The sequence below is a fragment of the Enterobacter sp. 342 genome (assembly GCF_036663495.1).
Classification (GTDB): domain Bacteria; phylum Pseudomonadota; class Gammaproteobacteria; order Enterobacterales; family Enterobacteriaceae; genus Enterobacter.
The window spans coordinates 41,646-60,017 of sequence record NZ_JAWUEI010000021.1; the positions used below are offsets into that span (position 1 = coordinate 41,646).

The following is an 18,372-nucleotide window of genomic DNA, read 5'->3' on the forward strand; positions in this document are numbered from 1 at the left end:
TGCGCTCTCCCACTGGGGTGAGGGGGAACATACGGCAGTGGAGGTTATTCCGTTCACTTTACGTATCTTGCTACTCTGTGAGGACATCACCTGTGAACGTGCCATGGCGGCTCAATCGCCGCCGCCCTGGCGACCCGGGCTCCCGGCGGTAAATCGCCGCTTCGCGGTACCCTCAGCTTATTCCTTCAGGCTATCGGGTCGGGCATGAGCCTGCATCCCTGCAGGCCACGCCCTCTCGGCGCATCCCTGCGCCTCGCCCCGGCCTTACGGAAACGCTTCGGCGATTTACAGCCGGACCAGGGCGTCGCTGTAAGCCCTTCATTTTACTGATACAACATTCATCGCTTCAGAAAAAAATTACTGGGGATCCCTCAGTCCGCCGGGAGAGGGAAAAAACCGCGGCGCTACTCTCAGACCATTCCTGACAGTCTTCCATATTTCCTCCATTTTTCCGCTATGTTGCCTGACTAAACTAGTATCATTCCCCGAAGTATTCAGGATGAGAACGTATAACGATGAAAGGCCGTAATAAATCCCGCTGGGTAATCGCCGCTGGCATCATTGTGGTGGCCCTTGCCGCCTGGTACTGGCACAGTCAATCCGCAAACTCCGCAGCCCCCGCGGGTGCCACCAGCCAGCCACAACGCCCAACGGGTGGAGGGCGTCACGGTATGCGCGGCGGTGCGCTGGCACCTGTACAGGCGGCTACGGCGGTGAATAAAGCCGTTCCGCGCTATCTTACGGGTCTTGGGACGATTACCGCCGCCAACACCGTAACAGTACGCAGCCGTGTCGATGGCCAACTGATGGCCATTCACTTCCAGGAAGGTCAGCAGGTCAAAGCAGGCGATCTGTTGGCGGAAATCGACCCGAGCCAGTTCAAGGTGGCGCTGGCCCAGGCTCAGGGACAACTCGCGAAAGACAACGCCACGCTCGCCAACGCCCGGCGCGATTTAGCACGCTACCAGCAACTGGTGAAAACCAACCTGGTATCGCGTCAGGAGCTGGATACCCAGCAGTCGCTGGTCAGCGAAACGCAGGGCACGATTAAAGCCGATGAAGCCGCCGTAGCCAGCGCACAACTGCAACTGGACTGGAGCCGCATCACCTCGCCGATTGACGGGCGCGTCGGCCTGAAGCAGGTCGATATCGGCAACCAAATCTCAAGTGGCGACACCACGGGCATCGTAGTGATCACCCAAACCCATCCGATCGATTTAGTCTTTACCCTGCCGGAAAGTGAAATTGCGACGGTGGTGCAGGCGCAAAAAGCTGGAAAGGGGTTGGTAGTGGAAGCATGGGATCGTACCAACAAGCAGAAACTCAGCGAAGGTTCCCTGCTCAGTCTGGACAACCAGATCGACACCACCACCGGCACCATCAAGCTCAAAGCACGGTTTAATAACCAGGACGACGCCCTCTTCCCGAACCAGTTCGTCAATGCGCGGATGCTGGTTGCGACTGAAGAAAACGCAGTGGTGATCCCATCAGCAGCACTGCAGATGGGTAATGAGGGGAACTTTGTCTGGGTACTGAACAGCGACAATAAAGTCAGCAAGCATCTGGTGAAAACCGGGATTCAGGACAGCCAGATGGTGGTCATCAGCGCCGGGCTTTCCGCGGGCGACCGCGTGGTCACGGACGGTATTGACCGTCTGACCGAAGGGGCGAAAGTGGAAGTGGTTGAACCTGCGAAACAGGGGGAGAAAGCCTGATGCAGGTGATGCCTCCAGATTCTACAGGTGGGCCGTCACGCCTGTTCATTTTACGTCCTGTCGCTACCACGCTGTTGATGGTGGCAATCCTGCTGGCCGGGATTATCGGCTATCGCTTCCTGCCCGTTTCGGCGCTCCCGGAGGTGGATTACCCAACCATTCAGGTGGTGACGCTTTATCCTGGCGCCAGCCCGGACGTGGTGACGTCAGCCATTACCGCACCGCTGGAGCGCCAGTTCGGTCAGATGTCTGGCCTGAAACAGATGTCCTCCCAGAGTTCCGGCGGGGCATCCGTCGTGACGCTCCAGTTCCAGCTGACGCTGTCACTGGATGTCGCGGAACAGGAGGTACAGGCCGCCATCAACGCGGCCACCAACCTGCTGCCGTCAGACCTGCCTAATCCACCGATCTACAGCAAAGTGAACCCGGCGGATCCGCCGATCATGACGCTTGCCGTCACCTCTTCCGCCATGCCGATGACGCAGGTGGAAGATATGGTCGAAACCCGCGTGGCGCAGAAAATTTCTCAGGTATCCGGTGTCGGCCTTGTCACACTGGCAGGCGGGCAACGCCCGGCGGTGCGTGTGAAGCTCAACGCCCAGGCGATTGCCGCACTGGGGCTGACCAGCGAAACCATTCGCAGCGCCATCAGCAATGCTAACGTCAACTCGGCAAAAGGCTCGCTGGACGGCCCAACCCGTGCCGTTACGCTCTCCGCGAACGACCAGATGCAGTCCGCCGATGAATACCGTCAGTTGATTATTGCTTACCAGAACGGTGCGCCGGTGCGTCTTGGCGATGTCGCGACAGTCGAACAAGGGGCGGAAAACAGCTGGCTGGGTGCCTGGGCAAACAAACAACAGGCGATCGTGATGAACGTCCAGCGTCAGCCGGGTGCAAACATCATTGAAACCGCCGACAGCATTCGCACTATGCTGCCACAGTTGATTGAAAGCCTGCCGAAATCGGTCAGCGTAAAAGTGCTTTCTGACCGCACCACGAATATTCGCGCGTCGGTCGCCGACACCCAGTTTGAGCTGATGCTGGCGATTGCGCTGGTGGTGATGATTATCTATTTGTTCCTGCGCAACGTTCCGGCAACCATCATTCCCGCCGTCGCCGTCCCGCTCTCGCTGGTGGGGACGTTTGCCGTGATGGTGTTCCTCGATTTCTCGATCAACAACCTGACGCTGATGGCGCTCACCATCGCCACCGGATTCGTGGTGGATGACGCCATCGTGGTCATCGAGAACATCTCGCGCTATATCGAGAAAGGCGAAAAACCGCTGGCGGCCGCGCTGAAAGGTGCGGGCGAGATCGGCTTTACCATCATCTCGCTGACCTTCTCGCTGATCGCGGTGTTGATCCCGTTGCTGTTTATGGGCGATATCGTCGGACGTCTGTTCCGTGAGTTTGCCGTGACCCTGGCAGTCGCCATTTTGATTTCTGCGGTTGTTTCACTGACACTGACGCCGATGATGTGCGCCCGCATGCTAAGCCACGAGTCCCTGCGCAAGCAAAACCGTTTCTCCCGCGCCTCCGAACGCATATTCGAACGCATTATCGCGGCGTACGGACGTCTGCTGGCGAAAGTGCTCAACCATCCGTGGGCAACGCTCGGCGTGGCACTCGGTACACTGGCGCTCAGCGTCCTGTTGTGGATCGTTATTCCGAAGGGCTTTTTCCCGATTCAGGACAACGGCATTATTCAGGGCACGCTTCAGGCACCGCAGTCGGTCTCCTTCGCTAACATGGCACAGCGGCAGCAGCAGGTGTCTGAGATCATCATGAAAGATCCGGCGGTGGAGAGCCTGACCTCCTATGTCGGCGTGGATGGCACCAACCCCTCTCTGAACAGCGCACGTCTGCAAATCAACCTTAAGCCATTGGGTCAGCGCGACGATCGCGTAAACGCGGTGATTGAACGTCTGCAAGAGTCCGTGGCGCGCGTGCCTGGCGTGGAACTTTATCTGCAGCCGATTCAGGATTTGACCATTGATACCCAGGTCAGCCGCACCCAGTACCAGTTCACGCTACAGGCCACCACACTGGATGCTCTCAGCACCTGGGTGCCGCAGCTGGTGGATAAGCTAAAAACCCTGCCGCAGCTCTCTGACGTCAGCAGCGACTGGCAGGACAAAGGTCTGGCAGCGTATGTGAATGTGAATCGTGACACCGCCAGCCGACTGGGCATCACCATGGCAGACGTTGATAACGCGCTGTATAACGCCTTTGGGCAGCGACTGATCTCCACGATTTACACCCAGGCGAATCAGTATCGCGTGGTGCTGGAGCACAACACCGAGCACACACCTGGCCTGGCGGGGCTGGACTCGGTACGCCTGACCAGCAAAGACGGGGGTATTGTGCCGTTAAGCGCCATCTCGACCGTGGAAGAGCGCTATACCCCGCTGTCGATTAACCATCTGGATCAGTTCCCGTCCACCACCATTTCTTTCAACGTACCGGATAACTATTCTCTTGGCGAAGCCGTGGAAGCGATTCTGGCCGCAGAGAAAACGCTGAGCTTCCCGTCCGATATTCAGACCCAGTTCCAGGGCAGTACGCTGGCATTCCAGGCGGCACTCGGCAACACTATCTGGCTGATTGTCGCGGCGGTGGTCGCAATGTATATCGTGCTCGGCGTGCTGTATGAAAGCTTTATCCATCCGATCACCATCCTCTCTACCCTGCCGACGGCAGGTGTCGGGGCACTGCTGGCATTGATGCTGGCGGGGAGCGAACTGGATGTGATTGCGATCATCGGCATCATCCTGCTTATCGGGATCGTGAAGAAAAACGCCATCATGATGATCGACTTTGCCCTAGCTGCCGAGCGCGAGCAGGGGATGAACCCGCGCGATGCGATTTTCCAGGCCTGTCTGCTGCGTTTTCGTCCGATCCTGATGACCACATTGGCCGCCTTGCTGGGTGCGCTACCACTGATGCTCAGTACCGGCGTCGGCGCGGAATTGCGTCGTCCGCTGGGGATCGGGATGGTGGGTGGTCTGCTGGTGAGCCAGGTGCTAACCCTCTTCACCACGCCGGTGATCTACCTGCTGTTTGACCGCCTGGCGCTGTGGACCAAAAGCCGCTTCCCGAAACGTGAAGAGGAGGCGTAAGTGAAGTTTTTCGCCCTCTTCATTTATCGCCCGGTGGCGACGATTTTAATCTCGCTCGCCATCACCCTGTGCGGCGTACTGGGTTTCCGGCTGCTGCCGGTGGCTCCCCTGCCGCAGGTAGATTTCCCGGTGATCATGGTCAGTGCCTCGCTGCCTGGCGCATCGCCGGAAACGATGGCTTCGTCGGTCGCCACGCCGCTGGAACGTTCGCTCGGGCGGATTGCCGGAATTAACGAGATGACCTCCAGCAGCTCGCTGGGCAGCACGCGTATCATTCTGGAGTTCAGCTTCGATCGGGATATTAACGGTGCGGCACGCGACGTGCAGGCCGCCATTAACGCCGCGCAAAGCCTGCTCCCGAGCGGAATGCCGAGCCGCCCGACCTACCGCAAGGCTAACCCGTCCGATGCGCCGATCATGATCCTGACACTGACCTCGGATACCTACTCGCAAGGGCAGTTGTACGACTTTGCCTCTACCCAACTGGCGCAGACGATCTCACAAATCAATGGCGTCGGCGACGTGAGCGTCGGCGGAAGTTCCCTGCCCGCTGTCCGTGTGGGCTTAAACCCGCAGGCGCTGTTTAATCAGGGCGTGTCACTGGATGATGTACGCTCCGCTATCAGCAATGCCAATGTGCGCAAACCGCAGGGGGCGGTTGAGGACAACAGTCACCGCTGGCAGATCCACACCAACGACGAGCTGAAAACCGCGGCGGAATATCAACCACTAATCATCCACTATAACAACGGCGCGGCGGTGCGTTTAAGCGACGTCGCCAGCGTCATTGACTCGGTGCAGGACGTGCGTAACGCCGGGATGACCAACGCCAAACCGGCGATTTTGCTGATGATCCGCAAGCTGCCGGAAGCCAACATTATTGAGACGGTGAACAGCATCCGCGCGCGTCTTCCGGTGTTGCAGGAGACGATCCCGGCTGAGATCGATTTGCAGATTGCCCAGGATCGCTCCCCGACTATTCGCGCCTCGCTTGAAGAGGTGGAGCAAACGCTGGTTATCTCCGTTGCGCTGGTGATCCTGGTGGTATTCCTGTTCCTGCGTTCAGGCCGCGCGACGCTGATCCCGGCAGTCGCCGTTCCGGTGTCGCTGATTGGTACCTTTGCCGCCATGTATCTGTGTGGCTTTAGCCTCAACAACCTGTCGCTGATGGCCTTAACCATCGCAACAGGATTTGTGGTCGATGACGCCATCGTGGTGCTGGAAAACATATCCCGCCATCTGGAAGCAGGTGTTAAACCGCTACAGGCGGCGCTTCAGGGGACGCGCGAAGTGGGCTTTACGGTGCTCTCCATGAGCCTGTCGCTGGTGGCGGTGTTCCTGCCACTGCTGCTGATGGGCGGGTTGCCGGGCCGGTTGCTGCGGGAGTTTGCCGTCACCCTCTCCGTCGCTATCGGTATTTCGCTGATCATCTCCCTTACGCTCACGCCAATGATGTGCGGCTGGATGCTCAAGCGCAGCAAACCACACTCGCAGCCGCGCCGTAAAGGCTTTGGTCGTATCCTGATGGCCATACAGGAGCGCTACGGCAAATCGCTGAAATGGGTGCTGAACCATACCCGGCTTGTCGGCCTGGTGCTGATCGGAACCATTGTGCTCAACGTCTGGATGTACATCACCATCCCGAAAACCTTCTTCCCGGAGCAGGATACCGGGGTGCTGATGGGCGGTATTCAGGCTGACCAGAGCATTTCGTTCCAGGCGATGCGCGGCAAGCTGCAGGACTTTATGAAGATTATCCGGGAAGATAAAGCGGTAGATAACGTGACCGGCTTTACGGGGGGGTCACGCGTCAACAGCGGGATGATGTTTATTACCCTGAAACCGCGCGGCGAGCGCAACGAAACCGCCCAGCAGGTGATTGACCGTCTTAGGGTGAAACTCGCTAAAGAGCCCGGTGCCAATCTGTTTTTGATGGCCGTTCAGGATATCCGCGTTGGCGGGCGTCAGGCGAATGCCAGCTATCAGTACACGCTGCTCTCTGATGATTTAGCGGCCCTGCGCGAGTGGGAGCCGAAGATCCGCAAGGCGCTGGCCGCCCTGCCGGAGCTGGCGGACGTGAACTCTGATCAGCAGGATAACGGTGCTGAAATGGCGCTGACCTACGATCGCGAGACCATGTCGCGTCTGGGTATTAACGTTGAAGCAGCCAACAGTCTGCTGAACAATGCCTTCGGTCAGCGCGAGATCTCCACCATCTATCAGCCGATGAACCAGTATAAGGTGGTGATGGAAGTTGATCCGCGTTACACCCAGGACATCAGTGCCCTGGACAAAATGTTTGTGATCAACAGCGACGGCAAGGCGATACCGCTCTCCTACTTCGCCAGCTGGCGGCCTGCCAACGCGCCGCTGTCGGTGAACCATCAAGGGCTGTCGGCAGCATCGACCATCTCCTTTAACCTGCCAGCCGGTTCATCACTTTCCGAGGCCAGCGATGCGATCAACCGCGCGATGACGCAGCTTGGCGTGCCGTCTACCGTACGCGGTAGCTTTGCCGGAACCGCGCAGGTATTTCAGGACACAATGAACTCGCAGGTGATTTTGATCCTGGCCGCCATTGCCACGGTCTATATTGTGCTTGGCATACTGTATGAGAGTTACGTTCATCCGCTGACGATCCTCTCGACGCTGCCGTCGGCGGGCGTCGGGGCATTGCTGGCGCTGGAGTTGTTTGGTGCGCCATTCAGCCTTATCGCGCTCATCGGGATCATGCTATTAATCGGTATTGTGAAGAAAAATGCCATTATGATGGTGGACTTCGCGCTGGATGCTCAGCGTAACGGCAATCTGTCGCCAGAAGAGGCGATATTCCAGGCCTGTCTGCTGCGTTTTCGTCCGATCATGATGACCACTCTGGCTGCGCTGTTTGGCGCGCTGCCGTTAGTTATCTCGGGTGGCGACGGTTCAGAGCTGCGCCAGCCGCTGGGGATCACGATTGTCGGTGGGCTGGTCATGAGCCAGTTACTGACGCTGTATACCACGCCGGTGGTCTATCTCTTCTTTGACCGTCTGCGACTGCGTTTTTCGCGGAAAAACAGAACCACGGTGATCGAATAAATGACCGACCTCCCCGCTAATGTTCGCTGGCAATTATGGATAGTCGCCTTCGGCTTCTTTATGCAGTCGCTGGATACGACCATCGTCAATACCGCCCTCCCCTCGATGGCGAAAAGTCTGGGGGAGAGTCCGCTGCATATGCATATGGTAATTGTCTCCTACGTACTGACGGTTGCGGTGATGCTGCCTGCCAGCGGTTGGCTGGCCGACAAAGTCGGCGTGCGGAATATCTTCTTTACCGCGATCGTGTTGTTTACCACGGGTTCGCTGTTTTGCGCTCAGGCCAACACCCTCGACCAGCTAATCATGGCGCGGGTGTTGCAGGGCGTTGGCGGGGCGATGATGGTGCCCGTCGGGCGGCTAACAGTTATGAAGATTGTTCCACGTGAGCAATACATGGCGGCAATGACCTTTGTGACCCTTCCCGGTCAGGTGGGGCCGCTGCTGGGCCCGGCGCTGGGCGGTATGCTGGTGGAATACGCGTCCTGGCACTGGATCTTCTTAATCAACCTTCCTGTCGGCATCATCGGTGCCATTGCCACTCTGGCGTTGATGCCCAACTACACCATGCAAACCCGACGCTTCGATTTCTTTGGTTTTATCCTGCTGGCAGGAGGAATGGCAACGCTGACGCTGGCACTCGACGGACAAAAAGGTCTGGGGATTTCGTCCCTGACGCTGGGTATTCTGGTTGCCCTCGGTTTCACGGCCATCCTCTGGTATTTGTGGCATGCCAGAGGTAACGATAAAGCACTGTTCAGTCTCTCACTGTTTAAAAACGCCACCTATCGCCTGGGCCTGTTCGGCAGCTTTGCCGGGCGCATCGGCAGCGGTATGTTGCCGTTTATGACCCCAGTGTTCTTGCAGATTGGGATGGGGTTTTCACCGTTTCATGCGGGCTTAATGATGATCCCGATGGTGCTGGGTAGCATGGGAATGAAGCGCATCGTGGTGCAGGTGGTAAACCGCTTTGGTTATCGTCACGTGCTGGTGACCGCCACGCTGGGGCTGGCGCTGGTCAGCCTGCTGTTTATGGCCGTGGCGCTGATGGGCTGGTACTACGTCCTGCCGCTGGTGCTGTTCTGCCAGGGGATTATCAACTCCATGCGCTTCTCGTCGATGAACACGCTGACGCTGAAAGATCTGCCGGACGATCTGGCGAGTAGCGGCAACAGCCTGCTTTCGATGGTTATGCAACTGTCCATGAGCGTGGGCGTCACCGTGGCGGGTTTACTGCTCGGTATGTACGGACAACACCATCTCAGCGTTGATACCCCGGTCGCGCATCAGGTCTTTTTATACACTTATCTCAGCCTGGCGGTCATCATCGCCCTGCCCGCTTTCATCTTCGCCAGAGTGCCGGATGATACCAGCAAGAATGTCGTTATCCGGCGCAGTAAAAGGAGTGAATCATGAAATTCTGGCGACCGGGCATTACCGGTAAGCTCTTTGTCGCGATATTTACCACCTGTATTGTCCTGCTGATCAGCATGCACTGGGCTGTGCGGGTCAGTTTTGAACGTGGATTTATTGATTACATCAAGCATGGCAATGAGCAACGTTTGCAGGGGTTAAGCGATGCGCTGGGCGAGCAGTACGCACAGCACGGCAACTGGCGTTTTCTGCGCAATAATGACCGATTCATTTTCCAGATCCTGCGCTCGCTGGAGCACGACACCGGTGACGATCGCCCAGGGCCAGGCATGCCGCCGCACGGCTGGCGCACTCAGTTTTGGGTAATCGATCAGGAAATGCGCACGCTGGTTGGCCCGCGTGCGCCGATTCCGCCTGACGGCACCCGTCGTGCGATCAAAGTGAATAACGCGACCGTCGGCTGGGTTATTGCCTCGCCGGTAGAGCGCCTGACGCGCAATACCGATATTAACTTTGACCGTCAACAGCGTCGGACAAGCTGGCTGATTGTCGCCTTCTCCACTCTGCTCGCCGCGCTTGCTACCTTCCCGATGGCACGCGGCCTGCTCGCCCCGGTGAAACGGCTGGTGGAGGGCACGCACAAGCTGGCCGCCGGGGATTTCACGACCCGCGTAGATACCCGCAGCCAGGATGAACTGGGTAAGCTGGCTCAGGACTTTAACCAGCTCGCCAGTACTCTGGAGAAAAACCAGCAGATGCGCCGCGATTTTATGGCCGACATTTCGCACGAGCTGCGCACCCCCCTGGCGGTGCTGCGCGGCGAGCTGGAAGCCATTCAGGACGGTGTACGCCAGTTCACGCCTGAATCGGTGGCCTCATTGCAGGCCGAAGTGGGCACGCTCACCAAACTGGTGGATGACCTCCACCAGCTCTCTATGTCAGATGAAGGGGCGCTGGCCTACCAGAAAGCGCCCGTCGACGTGATTAACGTCCTGGAAGTCACCACCGGCGCTTTCCGGGAACGTTTTGCCAGCCGCAATCTGAAAATCGATCTCTCCTTGCCAGACAGCGCGGTGGTGTTTGGTGACAAAGACCGGCTGATGCAGCTATTCAACAACCTGCTGGAAAACAGCCTGCGCTACACCGACTGCGGTGGCGGGCTGCATATCTCCGGCAAACAGGAAAACGGGAACTTTGCCCTGACCTTTGCCGATTCCGCCCCCGGCGTGCAGGACACACAGCTGGAAAAACTGTTTGAACGTTTCTACCGTACTGAAGGCTCCCGCAACCGTGCCAGCGGCGGTTCCGGCCTGGGACTGGCGATTTGCGTTAACATCGTTGAGGCGCATAATGGCACGATCCGCGCCGCCCATTCGCCTTTTGGTGGGGTTAGCATTACAGTAGAGTTACCTCTGGAACGGGATTTATCGAGAGAAGCATGACCGAGTTACCGATTGACGAAAACACGCCACGCATTTTGATTGTGGAAGATGAGCCGAAACTTGGGCAGTTACTGATCGACTATTTACGCGCGGCAAGCTATGCCCCGTCGCTGATTAATCATGGCGACCAGGTGCTGCCGTACGTACGTCAGACGCCGCCGGACCTGATCCTGCTGGACCTGATGCTCCCCGGTACCGACGGCCTGACCCTGTGCAGGGAAATTCGTCGCTTCTCCGACGTGCCCATCGTCATGGTCACCGCTAAAATTGAAGAGATTGACCGCCTGCTGGGCCTCGAAATTGGTGCAGATGATTACATCTGTAAACCCTACAGTCCACGTGAAGTCGTCGCCCGCGTGAAAACCATTCTGCGCCGCTGCAAGCCACATCGCGAACTGCAGGTGCTGGACGCAGAAAGTCCGCTGGTTGTCGACGAAAGCCGTTTTCAGGCAAGTTGGCGCAACAAGATGCTGGACCTGACTCCTGCTGAATTCCGCCTGCTGAAAACCCTCTCCCACGAGCCGGGGAAAGTCTTCTCCCGGGAGCAGTTGCTGAACCGCCTGTATGACGATTACCGCGTGGTGACTGACCGCACCATCGACAGCCATATCAAGAACCTGCGCCGTAAGCTGGAAGCGCTGGATGCCGAGCAGTCATTTATTCGCGCGGTGTATGGTGTGGGGTATAGATGGGAAGCGGATGCGTGCAGGATTGCGTGACATTTTCGCTATCAGACCCGCCACCGGCGGGTTTTTCATTTCTGGAATCCACACGATAATCAACCATACTCTCTTTACCGATGCGTTTATTTATCATCGGCACTGATAAATTCAATTTCGATCAAGGAGTTCTTATGTCTGGTTGGTTCGAATTAAGCAAGAGCAGTGATGGTCAGTTCAGGTTCGTTCTTAAAGCAGGGAACGCAGAAACCATTCTTACCAGTGAGCTGTACACCACCAAAAGTGCCGCTGAAAACGGTATTGCCTCCGTGCGCTCAAACAGCCCGTTGGAGGAACGTTATGAGAAGAAAACAGCCTCTAACGGCAAATTTTATTTCAACCTCAAAGCAGGCAATCATCAGGTGATTGGCAGCAGCCAGATGTACGCATCTGAGCAATCGCGGGATAAGGGCATTGCATCAGTGAAAACTAATGGTCCGAGCCAGACCGTAAAAGACAACACCTGACACAGTTTAAACTCGCCGGGTTAGTGGCGTAACGCCCCGGCGCTTTACCTCCCCGTCCCGCAGCGCTACAATGCCCGCCCTTAAAGTGGGGGATCTCCCCTTACCGCTGCACCAGGTGCACGCGGATCTGACCTGTCATCAGAACGAGAACAAACATGTTTAAACCGGAACTCCTTTCCCCGGCGGGAACGCTGCAAAATATGCGTTACGCTTTCGCCTATGGTGCCGATGCTGTTTACGCGGGCCAACCGCGCTACTCGCTGCGCGTGCGCAACAACGAATTCAACCACGAGAACCTCCAGCTTGGCATCAACGAAGCGCATGCCCTGGGTAAAAAATTCTACGTGGTGGTGAACATCGCACCGCACAACGCCAAGCTGAAAACGTTCATCCGTGACCTGAAGCCAGTGGTGGATATGGGACCGGACGCGCTGATTATGTCGGACCCGGGTTTAATCATGCTGGTTCGGGAGAACTTCCCGGAGATGGACATTCACCTCTCCGTACAGGCTAACGCCGTCAACTGGGCGACAGTGAAGTTCTGGAAGCAGATGGGACTGACCCGCGTCATTCTGTCGCGAGAACTTTCTCTGGAAGAGATCGAAGAGATCCGCACCCAGGTGCCGGATATGGAAATCGAAATCTTTGTTCACGGCGCGCTGTGCATGGCCTACTCCGGCCGCTGCCTGCTCTCAGGCTATATCAACAAGCGTGACCCGAACCAGGGTACCTGCACCAACGCCTGCCGCTGGGAGTATAACGTCCAGGAAGGCAAAGAAGATGACATCGGCAACATCGTTCACAAGCATGAGCCGATCCCGGTAACCAACGTTGAGCCGACGCTGGGCATCGGTGCGCCAACCGACAGCGTGTTTATGATTGAAGAAGCCAAACGTCCGGGCGAGTACATGACCGCTTTTGAAGACGAGCACGGCACCTACATCATGAACTCGAAAGATCTGCGCGCCATCGCCCACGTTGAGCGTCTGACCCAGATGGGCGTGCACTCTCTGAAAATTGAGGGTCGCACCAAATCCTATTACTACTGCGCGCGTACCGCCCAGGTCTACCGCAAGGCCATCGACGATGCCGCCGCCGGTAAACCGTTCGATACCAGCCTGCTGGAAACCCTGGAAGGCCTGGCGCATCGCGGGTATACCGAAGGCTTCCTGCGTCGTCATACCCACGATGACTACCAGAACTACGAGCACGGCTACTCCGTATCCGAGCGCCAGCAGTTTGTCGGCGACTTCACCGGCGAGCGCAAAGGCGCACTGGCTGCCGTGGCGGTAAAAAACAAGTTCACCAAAGGCGACAGCCTGGAGCTGATGACCCCGCAGGGCAACATGAACTTTACGCTGGAACACCTGGAAAACGGCAAAGGTGAAGCGATTGAAGTTGCACCGGGTGACGGTCATACCGTCTGGCTGCCGGTTCCGGAAGAGGTGGAGCTGAAGTTCGCCCTGCTGATGCGTAATTTCGATGGCGAAAGCACTCGAAACCCACACAGCAAATAGTTAATCAGGGGAATTTTTTCACGCTGGGATAATTCTTAGAATCGGATCACATACCGCTTCGTTCAATACGGGTATTATCCTCAGCGCTGAAAAACATAACCCATAAATGCTAGCTGTACCAGGAACCACCTCCTTAGCCTGCGTAATCTCCCTTACGCGGGCTTATTTTTTTGAACTAACAACCTGAAATAAAAGGTTTTATTTGTATCTGCGCCCACACATTAACCACATCCATATTTAAAAAGCCCAACATCGGGGCTTTTTGCTAACCCTTATGATTGAACATCGTTATCAATTTGTTGCTGTTTCAGCATCCCCCAGTTAGTCTGCTTTTTCCGTCGGTAGCACTTAAGGGGTCGCTTTTAATACAGGTGCATCAGCAACCGCGCCGGTGCTGGCTGGCAAACGCGGGAATAGAAAACGAATTCAAACTCATGCTACTGATGGGTGGACCGATTAAGAACGAGAAAATCCCGGATAAATGGCACAAAAAACTGACATTCTGAATGCCAGTCTTGTGACTTAGTTCAAGCATCAGTTCTGCCACGAAATGATGTCGTCCAGACCTGAGAGCAGGTCGGGAAAATAACTTTCATCAATATCGAAGGAATCCTCAAGCGTAATGCTGTCAGCATGGTTTTCAGGCTTCAGTACCATGCTAACGCCAACAGCCCCGGAAAAATGTGCCTGATGGAACTTAAGTACAACCTGCTCGAATGCCGAGGTTAAATTAATATCCTTAAATTTCCCCCCTGTCTTTAACGCCTGATGGAAACCATGTGTATCATTCCTGAATTGCTCTAACTGACCGACAAAAAACTCTGCAGCAAACTCAGTTTTTAAGGCAGGGATTGAGAATTCAACCCAAACCATAATACGGCTATAGGCAGGCTCCTCGGGCTCAGTAAGCCTTTCATAAGGCGTCAATTTAAGGTGTCTGTTACCGCTTGTGATATTTATCATGATTCCCCCTTCACGGCATATACTGAAAATGCATGATAGTCCAGTCAGCTTCCCTGACCAAAACCTCAAGACGGTATGACTTGTAAATATAAGTGCCTTTATTTTGCCTGTCTTCCACAAGCTTATACATACGTGCTTCGTACCGGAAAAAACCTGGCTTTTTCAGTGGGTCTGGCGTTCTGGTACCGTAACGAATGGCTTTTTCCTGAATCTGTAAAGGCACATAGCGACCGGGAGTTAGCATATGTTTTGCCGATGACTCACTCATCCTGAGCGTGCGAGCTGACAAGCCCATTTTGAGGCGGCCACGCAAAATACTGATGGTGGCCTGACTGAGTTTAACGGTTACAACCGTTTTGGCACCACTCTCAAGTAACGCTTTACCAGCCCGAAAAAGGCGAAATGCACCAAAGGCAATTAAAGCCAGGTCTGTTGGGTCAATCAGGGGAGCTTCTAACGGTGCTTCCTCCAGCCTGATAAACATACCGTCAGTATCATAAATCTGCCACAGACCTGGAGCCTGAGCGACGGAATAACCAATACACATCCCGCTTTCGTCATCAACGATGGGTTTTGAGTTCAGTGGAGGGTTGCGGGGACGAAATTCGAAATACTCACCAGTTGGCAATGTTGAATGGAAGGTATAAACGCGTCCAGGCTCGTCTGTAATTAATCCAACACTCATTGTCATGATTTCCTTTTGGGCTAACCTTGAGGTCATCATAATGGACGTTTTTGCCTCAATCTACTTTTCCTGGCTTTGATTTAATCGCCTCAGCATCTAACGCCTCGCCGGGTAACAGAGATTCAGTCACCTTCATTAGCAACTGAAATCGGTTCTACGACGATTTCTTGCGGGGCTACATTTCTCACTGTCGTACCCGCCGCAGGAGCAGGTACCCTAAACGTTACCCATCGGAAGCGTTGCAGTTGCTCTTACAGCGTGAACTGTTGAATGCCATTTCAAACTCCTCGGCATTTGTTGGAAGTGCTGTCTCGGGTACAATCAGGAATCCGCAGAATATTACACAATCTGGTAAATACGTTTTTGGCTTGATTCAGTCTTTTTCATTTACAGGAAGTTATTGACCCGGACATGATAAATTACATCAAGAAGAGCCTTGCATTAAGTACTGTAATAACAGGTGAAATGGCGACTGACGATCGCCAACGGCTTGAATCATTGAAAGATCGCTTAAAAGGTCAGTTCGGTGTTCCTGTGGGTGTACATATGACAGGCATTCCATTAGCAATAAGTACCTTACTCACTATTTTTTGCTACGCTATGCTACAAGTTTCTGTCTGGATGTGGCTATTTCGTCTGCTCGGCTTACCTGAATTTAAGGTAATGATGGGCGTATTCCTGGCAGCAGTAGCGTATTGCATGATAGTGATGAGCACAATGTTCCTGGCTGCCCGGGGTTCCTTGACAGGATATAAACTGCATATTTCCGTTATCACACTGACTGGCTTGATGAACATCGTTTATTTTATCTGGACGTGGAATTCGCTTTTATTCGGCTCTGTTGAGAATTACACCCCACAAATAACTTCTTTTTTAGGGCTGGTATTTTTCTGCCTGAATATCGCGTGGATGAATACATCGGTCTTTTACCGTTCAATCGCTCTAACGCTACATAATCGGGTTTGGCGTAAGCAGTTGAAAATTGAGGCAAAGCAAATGGCAGGCCTCAAAGGTTGACGGTAAGAGTCTATTGAGCGAAAGCCGTACAAAGAGTCAACAACACGGGGGACATCTTTCGTTGTAAAGGAGCCCCTTTTTACGCAGGCTTATTTTTTTCCTTTCATCCTGTTCTTACGCGCTTTTTTCCTCCCTGCTATACACTCTTACTAACGCTAAAAAAGGGAGCAGCGCGGATGGCAACCTATCCAGACAGTTTATTGATTCTCAATGGCAAAAGTGCAGGCAACGATCTGTTGCGTCAGGCAATTCAGGGTTTGCGTAAAGACGGTGCGCATATCCACGTGCGAGTGACATGGGAAAAAGGCGACGCGGCACGTTATATCAATGAAGCGCTCGGCCTGGGTGTCAAAACCATTATTTCCGGCGGCGGTGATGGCACCATCAATGAGATCGCGTCTGCCCTGATTGATTTAAGCCAGACCAACCGCCCGGTGATGGGCATTTTACCGCTCGGCACCGCTAATGATTTTGCCACCAGCGTTGGGATCCCGGCAGATTTAGAGAAAGCACTCCAGTTAGCGATCCTCGGTAAAGCCATCGCCGTGGATATTGCCCAGGTGAATGACAAAACCTGTTTTATCAATATGGCGACCGGTGGATTCGGAACGCGCATTACCAGCGAAACGCCCGAAAAACTGAAGGCGGCGCTGGGCGGTGTTTCATACCTGATCCATGGACTGATGCGGATGGACACCCTGAAGCCAGACCGCTGTGAAATTCGCGGTGAAGATTTTCAGTGGCAAGGTGACGCGCTGGTGATTGGTATCGGTAATGGTCGTCAGGCAGGCGGTGGGCAGCAGCTTTGCCCGGAAGCGCTGATTAATGACGGTCAATTGCAGCTGCGTATTTTCACAGGTGATGGACTGCTCCCCGCACTGTTTACCACATTGACCCGGCCGGAAGAGAGCCCGAATATTATTGACGGTAAGTCAGCATGGTTTGAAGTGAATGCTCCGCACGGGATGACGTTTAATCTGGACGGAGAGCCATTGAGCGGGAAGCATTTCCGCATAGAAGTTTTGCCCGGCGCGCTACAATGCAGATTACCGCCGGATTGTGCGCTTCTGCGCTGATGTTTTACACAGTGCATGATGATGCCCTCTCCCCAACCCTCTCCCACCGGGAGAGGGAGATGGAGGCGTCAGGCAATCGTTACTTTGCTGTCCAGATACACATCCTGAACGGCATTGATCAGTTTCACCCCATCGGCCATTGATTTCTTAAACGCTTTACGGCCCAGGATCAGCCCCATACCGCCAGCGCGTTTATTGATCACCGCCGTACGCACGGCATCCGACAGGTCTGTTTCACCACCGGCTGCACCACCGGAGTTGATAAGCCCCGCGCGTCCCATATAGCAGTTCGCCAGTTGGTAGCGCACCAGGTCGATAGGGTTATCGCTGGTCAGCTTGCTGTAGACACGGTCATCGGTGTAACCAAAGTTTACCGCTTTGTATCCGCCGTTATTCTCGGCCATTTTCTGCTTCACGATATCTGCGCCAATAGTCGCCGCCAGATGATTCGCCTGGCCGGTCAGGTCTGCGGATACGTGGTAATCCACTCCGTCTTTTTTGAACGCCGGGTTACGCAGGTACGCCCACAGCACTGTCACCAACCCAAGCTCATGCGCGCGTTCAAAGGCCGCGGAGATTTCTTCAATCTGACGGCGAGACTGCTCGGAACCGAAGTAAATGGTCGCCCCGACGGCTACCGCGCCCATATTGAACGCCTGCTCAACGCTGGCGTAGAGGGTCTGGTCATATTCTGTCGGGTAGCTGAGGGTTTCGTTATGGTTCAGCTTCACGAGGAACGGAATTCGGTGGGCATAGCGACGCGAAACGGAGGCCAGCACGCCGTAGGTCGACGCCACACAGTTACAGCCCGCTTCAATCGCCAGCTCAACAATGTTCTTAGGGTCGAAATAGAGCGGATTCGCCGCAAAAGATGCACCGGCTGAATGTTCAACCCCCTGATCTACCGGCAGGATAGAGAGATACCCGGTGCCGCCGAGTCTGCCGGTGTTGTAGAGCGTCTGCATATTTCTCAGGACCGCAGGCGGACGGTTGTTATCAACCATTACGCGGTCAACATAGTCGTGACCAGGCAGATAAAGCTGGTCGGCTGGAATGGTCATACAACGATGCTGTAAAAGGCTGTCGGCGTCTTTGCCAAGCAACTGCGCAATATCAGTCATGTGATACTCCCGTAAGTCCGACGTCATGTCGGTGAATGTAATCCATTCCCACATATTTGCGGGCAGACTAAGCCTG

The 18,372-nt window shown here is 55.1% G+C and carries 13 protein-coding genes and 1 pseudogene; 11 read left to right on the top strand and 3 right to left on the bottom strand.

Annotated elements, in window-relative coordinates:
- Positions 1-515: 515 nt before the first annotated feature.
- The 8 genes from V6E55_RS16710 to trhP all read left to right on the top strand — a co-directional run bounded on the left by V6E55_RS16710 (position 516) and on the right by trhP (position 13,434).
- The gene (locus V6E55_RS16710) at positions 516-1,715 is read left to right on the top strand and encodes an MdtA/MuxA family multidrug efflux RND transporter periplasmic adaptor subunit (RefSeq protein WP_316943416.1); all 1,200 of its coding nucleotides are present in this window, start codon (positions 516-518) and stop codon (positions 1,713-1,715) included.
- Positions 1,715-4,837, top strand: coding sequence for an MdtB/MuxB family multidrug efflux RND transporter permease subunit (locus V6E55_RS16715; RefSeq protein ID WP_316943417.1), 3,123 nt, complete (start codon positions 1,715-1,717; stop codon positions 4,835-4,837). The genes V6E55_RS16710 and V6E55_RS16715 overlap by 1 nt, the downstream gene beginning before the upstream one ends.
- Positions 4,838-7,915: a multidrug efflux RND transporter permease subunit MdtC gene (gene mdtC, locus V6E55_RS16720; protein WP_316943418.1), complete on the top strand. Its 3,078-nt coding sequence runs from the start codon at positions 4,838-4,840 to the stop codon at positions 7,913-7,915.
- On the top strand, positions 7,916-9,331 hold the full coding sequence (locus V6E55_RS16725; protein ID WP_316943419.1) for an MFS transporter: 1,416 nt from the start codon (positions 7,916-7,918) through the stop codon (positions 9,329-9,331).
- Positions 9,328-10,731 carry a two-component system sensor histidine kinase BaeS gene (gene baeS, locus V6E55_RS16730; RefSeq protein WP_316943420.1) on the top strand — a complete coding sequence of 468 codons (1,404 nt, stop codon included), beginning with the start codon at positions 9,328-9,330 and terminating at the stop codon, positions 10,729-10,731. Before V6E55_RS16725 ends, baeS begins: the two co-directional genes overlap by 4 nt.
- Entirely contained in the window at positions 10,728-11,450 is a 723-nt protein-coding gene (gene baeR, locus V6E55_RS16735; protein WP_114977755.1) for a two-component system response regulator BaeR, read from the top strand. Before baeS ends, baeR begins: the two co-directional genes overlap by 4 nt.
- A 134-nt stretch (positions 11,451-11,584) precedes the next feature.
- On the top strand, positions 11,585-11,917 hold the full coding sequence (locus V6E55_RS16740; protein WP_236921082.1) for a YegP family protein: 333 nt from the start codon (positions 11,585-11,587) through the stop codon (positions 11,915-11,917).
- 155 nt (positions 11,918-12,072) lie between these two features.
- Positions 12,073-13,434 carry a prephenate-dependent tRNA uridine(34) hydroxylase TrhP gene (gene trhP / locus V6E55_RS16745; RefSeq protein WP_049008242.1) on the top strand — a complete coding sequence of 454 codons (1,362 nt, stop codon included), beginning with the start codon at positions 12,073-12,075 and terminating at the stop codon, positions 13,432-13,434.
- Between the two features lie 534 nt (positions 13,435-13,968).
- Here trhP and V6E55_RS16750 read toward each other — a convergent pair.
- Complete coding sequence (locus V6E55_RS16750; protein ID WP_316943421.1) at positions 13,969-14,397, bottom strand: WapI family immunity protein; 429 nt, start codon at positions 14,395-14,397, stop codon at positions 13,969-13,971.
- 10 nt (positions 14,398-14,407) lie between these two features.
- Entirely contained in the window at positions 14,408-15,082 is a 675-nt protein-coding gene (locus V6E55_RS16755) for a hypothetical protein (protein WP_316943422.1), read from the bottom strand.
- Positions 15,083-15,294: 212 nt separating this feature from the next.
- Here V6E55_RS16755 and V6E55_RS16760 point away from each other — a divergent pair.
- The 3 genes and pseudogenes from V6E55_RS16760 to yegS form a co-directional block, all read left to right on the top strand.
- A pseudogene (locus V6E55_RS16760) lies at positions 15,295-15,486 on the top strand (hypothetical protein); the annotation flags it as partial.
- Between the two features lie 61 nt (positions 15,487-15,547).
- Positions 15,548-16,099 (top strand): hypothetical protein, encoded by a 552-nt coding sequence (locus V6E55_RS16765; protein ID WP_316943423.1) that lies wholly within the window; start codon positions 15,548-15,550, stop codon positions 16,097-16,099.
- A gap of 176 nt (positions 16,100-16,275) precedes the next feature.
- Positions 16,276-17,175: a lipid kinase YegS gene (gene yegS / locus V6E55_RS16770; RefSeq protein WP_316943424.1), complete on the top strand. Its 900-nt coding sequence runs from the start codon at positions 16,276-16,278 to the stop codon at positions 17,173-17,175.
- Between the two features lie 68 nt (positions 17,176-17,243).
- On the opposite strand, the gene fbaB is transcribed toward yegS, so the two are convergent.
- Positions 17,244-18,296, bottom strand: a complete 1,053-nt coding sequence (gene fbaB, locus V6E55_RS16775; protein WP_316943425.1) for a class I fructose-bisphosphate aldolase — start codon at positions 18,294-18,296, stop codon at positions 17,244-17,246.
- Positions 18,297-18,372 lie beyond the last annotated feature (76 nt).

Bases quoted from the DNA above. Each gene is read 5' to 3' on its own strand.
- V6E55_RS16710 (WP_316943416.1), top strand. From the start codon at position 516: ATGAAAGGCCGTAATAAATCCCGCTGGGTAATCGCCGCTGGCATCATT.
- V6E55_RS16715 (WP_316943417.1), top strand. From the start codon at position 1,715: ATGCAGGTGATGCCTCCAGATTCTACAGGTGGGCCGTCACGCCTGTTC.
- V6E55_RS16725 (WP_316943419.1), top strand. From the start codon at position 7,916: ATGACCGACCTCCCCGCTAATGTTCGCTGGCAATTATGGATAGTCGCC.
- baeS (WP_316943420.1), top strand. From the start codon at position 9,328: ATGAAATTCTGGCGACCGGGCATTACCGGTAAGCTCTTTGTCGCGATA.
- baeR (WP_114977755.1), top strand. From the start codon at position 10,728: ATGACCGAGTTACCGATTGACGAAAACACGCCACGCATTTTGATTGTG.
- V6E55_RS16740 (WP_236921082.1), top strand. From the start codon at position 11,585: ATGTCTGGTTGGTTCGAATTAAGCAAGAGCAGTGATGGTCAGTTCAGG.
- trhP (WP_049008242.1), top strand. From the start codon at position 12,073: ATGTTTAAACCGGAACTCCTTTCCCCGGCGGGAACGCTGCAAAATATG.
- V6E55_RS16750 (WP_316943421.1), bottom strand. From the start codon at position 14,397: ATGATAAATATCACAAGCGGTAACAGACACCTTAAATTGACGCCTTAT.
- V6E55_RS16755 (WP_316943422.1), bottom strand. From the start codon at position 15,082: ATGAGTGTTGGATTAATTACAGACGAGCCTGGACGCGTTTATACCTTC.
- V6E55_RS16765 (WP_316943423.1), top strand. From the start codon at position 15,548: ATGGCGACTGACGATCGCCAACGGCTTGAATCATTGAAAGATCGCTTA.
- yegS (WP_316943424.1), top strand. From the start codon at position 16,276: ATGGCAACCTATCCAGACAGTTTATTGATTCTCAATGGCAAAAGTGCA.
- fbaB (WP_316943425.1), bottom strand. From the start codon at position 18,296: ATGACTGATATTGCGCAGTTGCTTGGCAAAGACGCCGACAGCCTTTTA.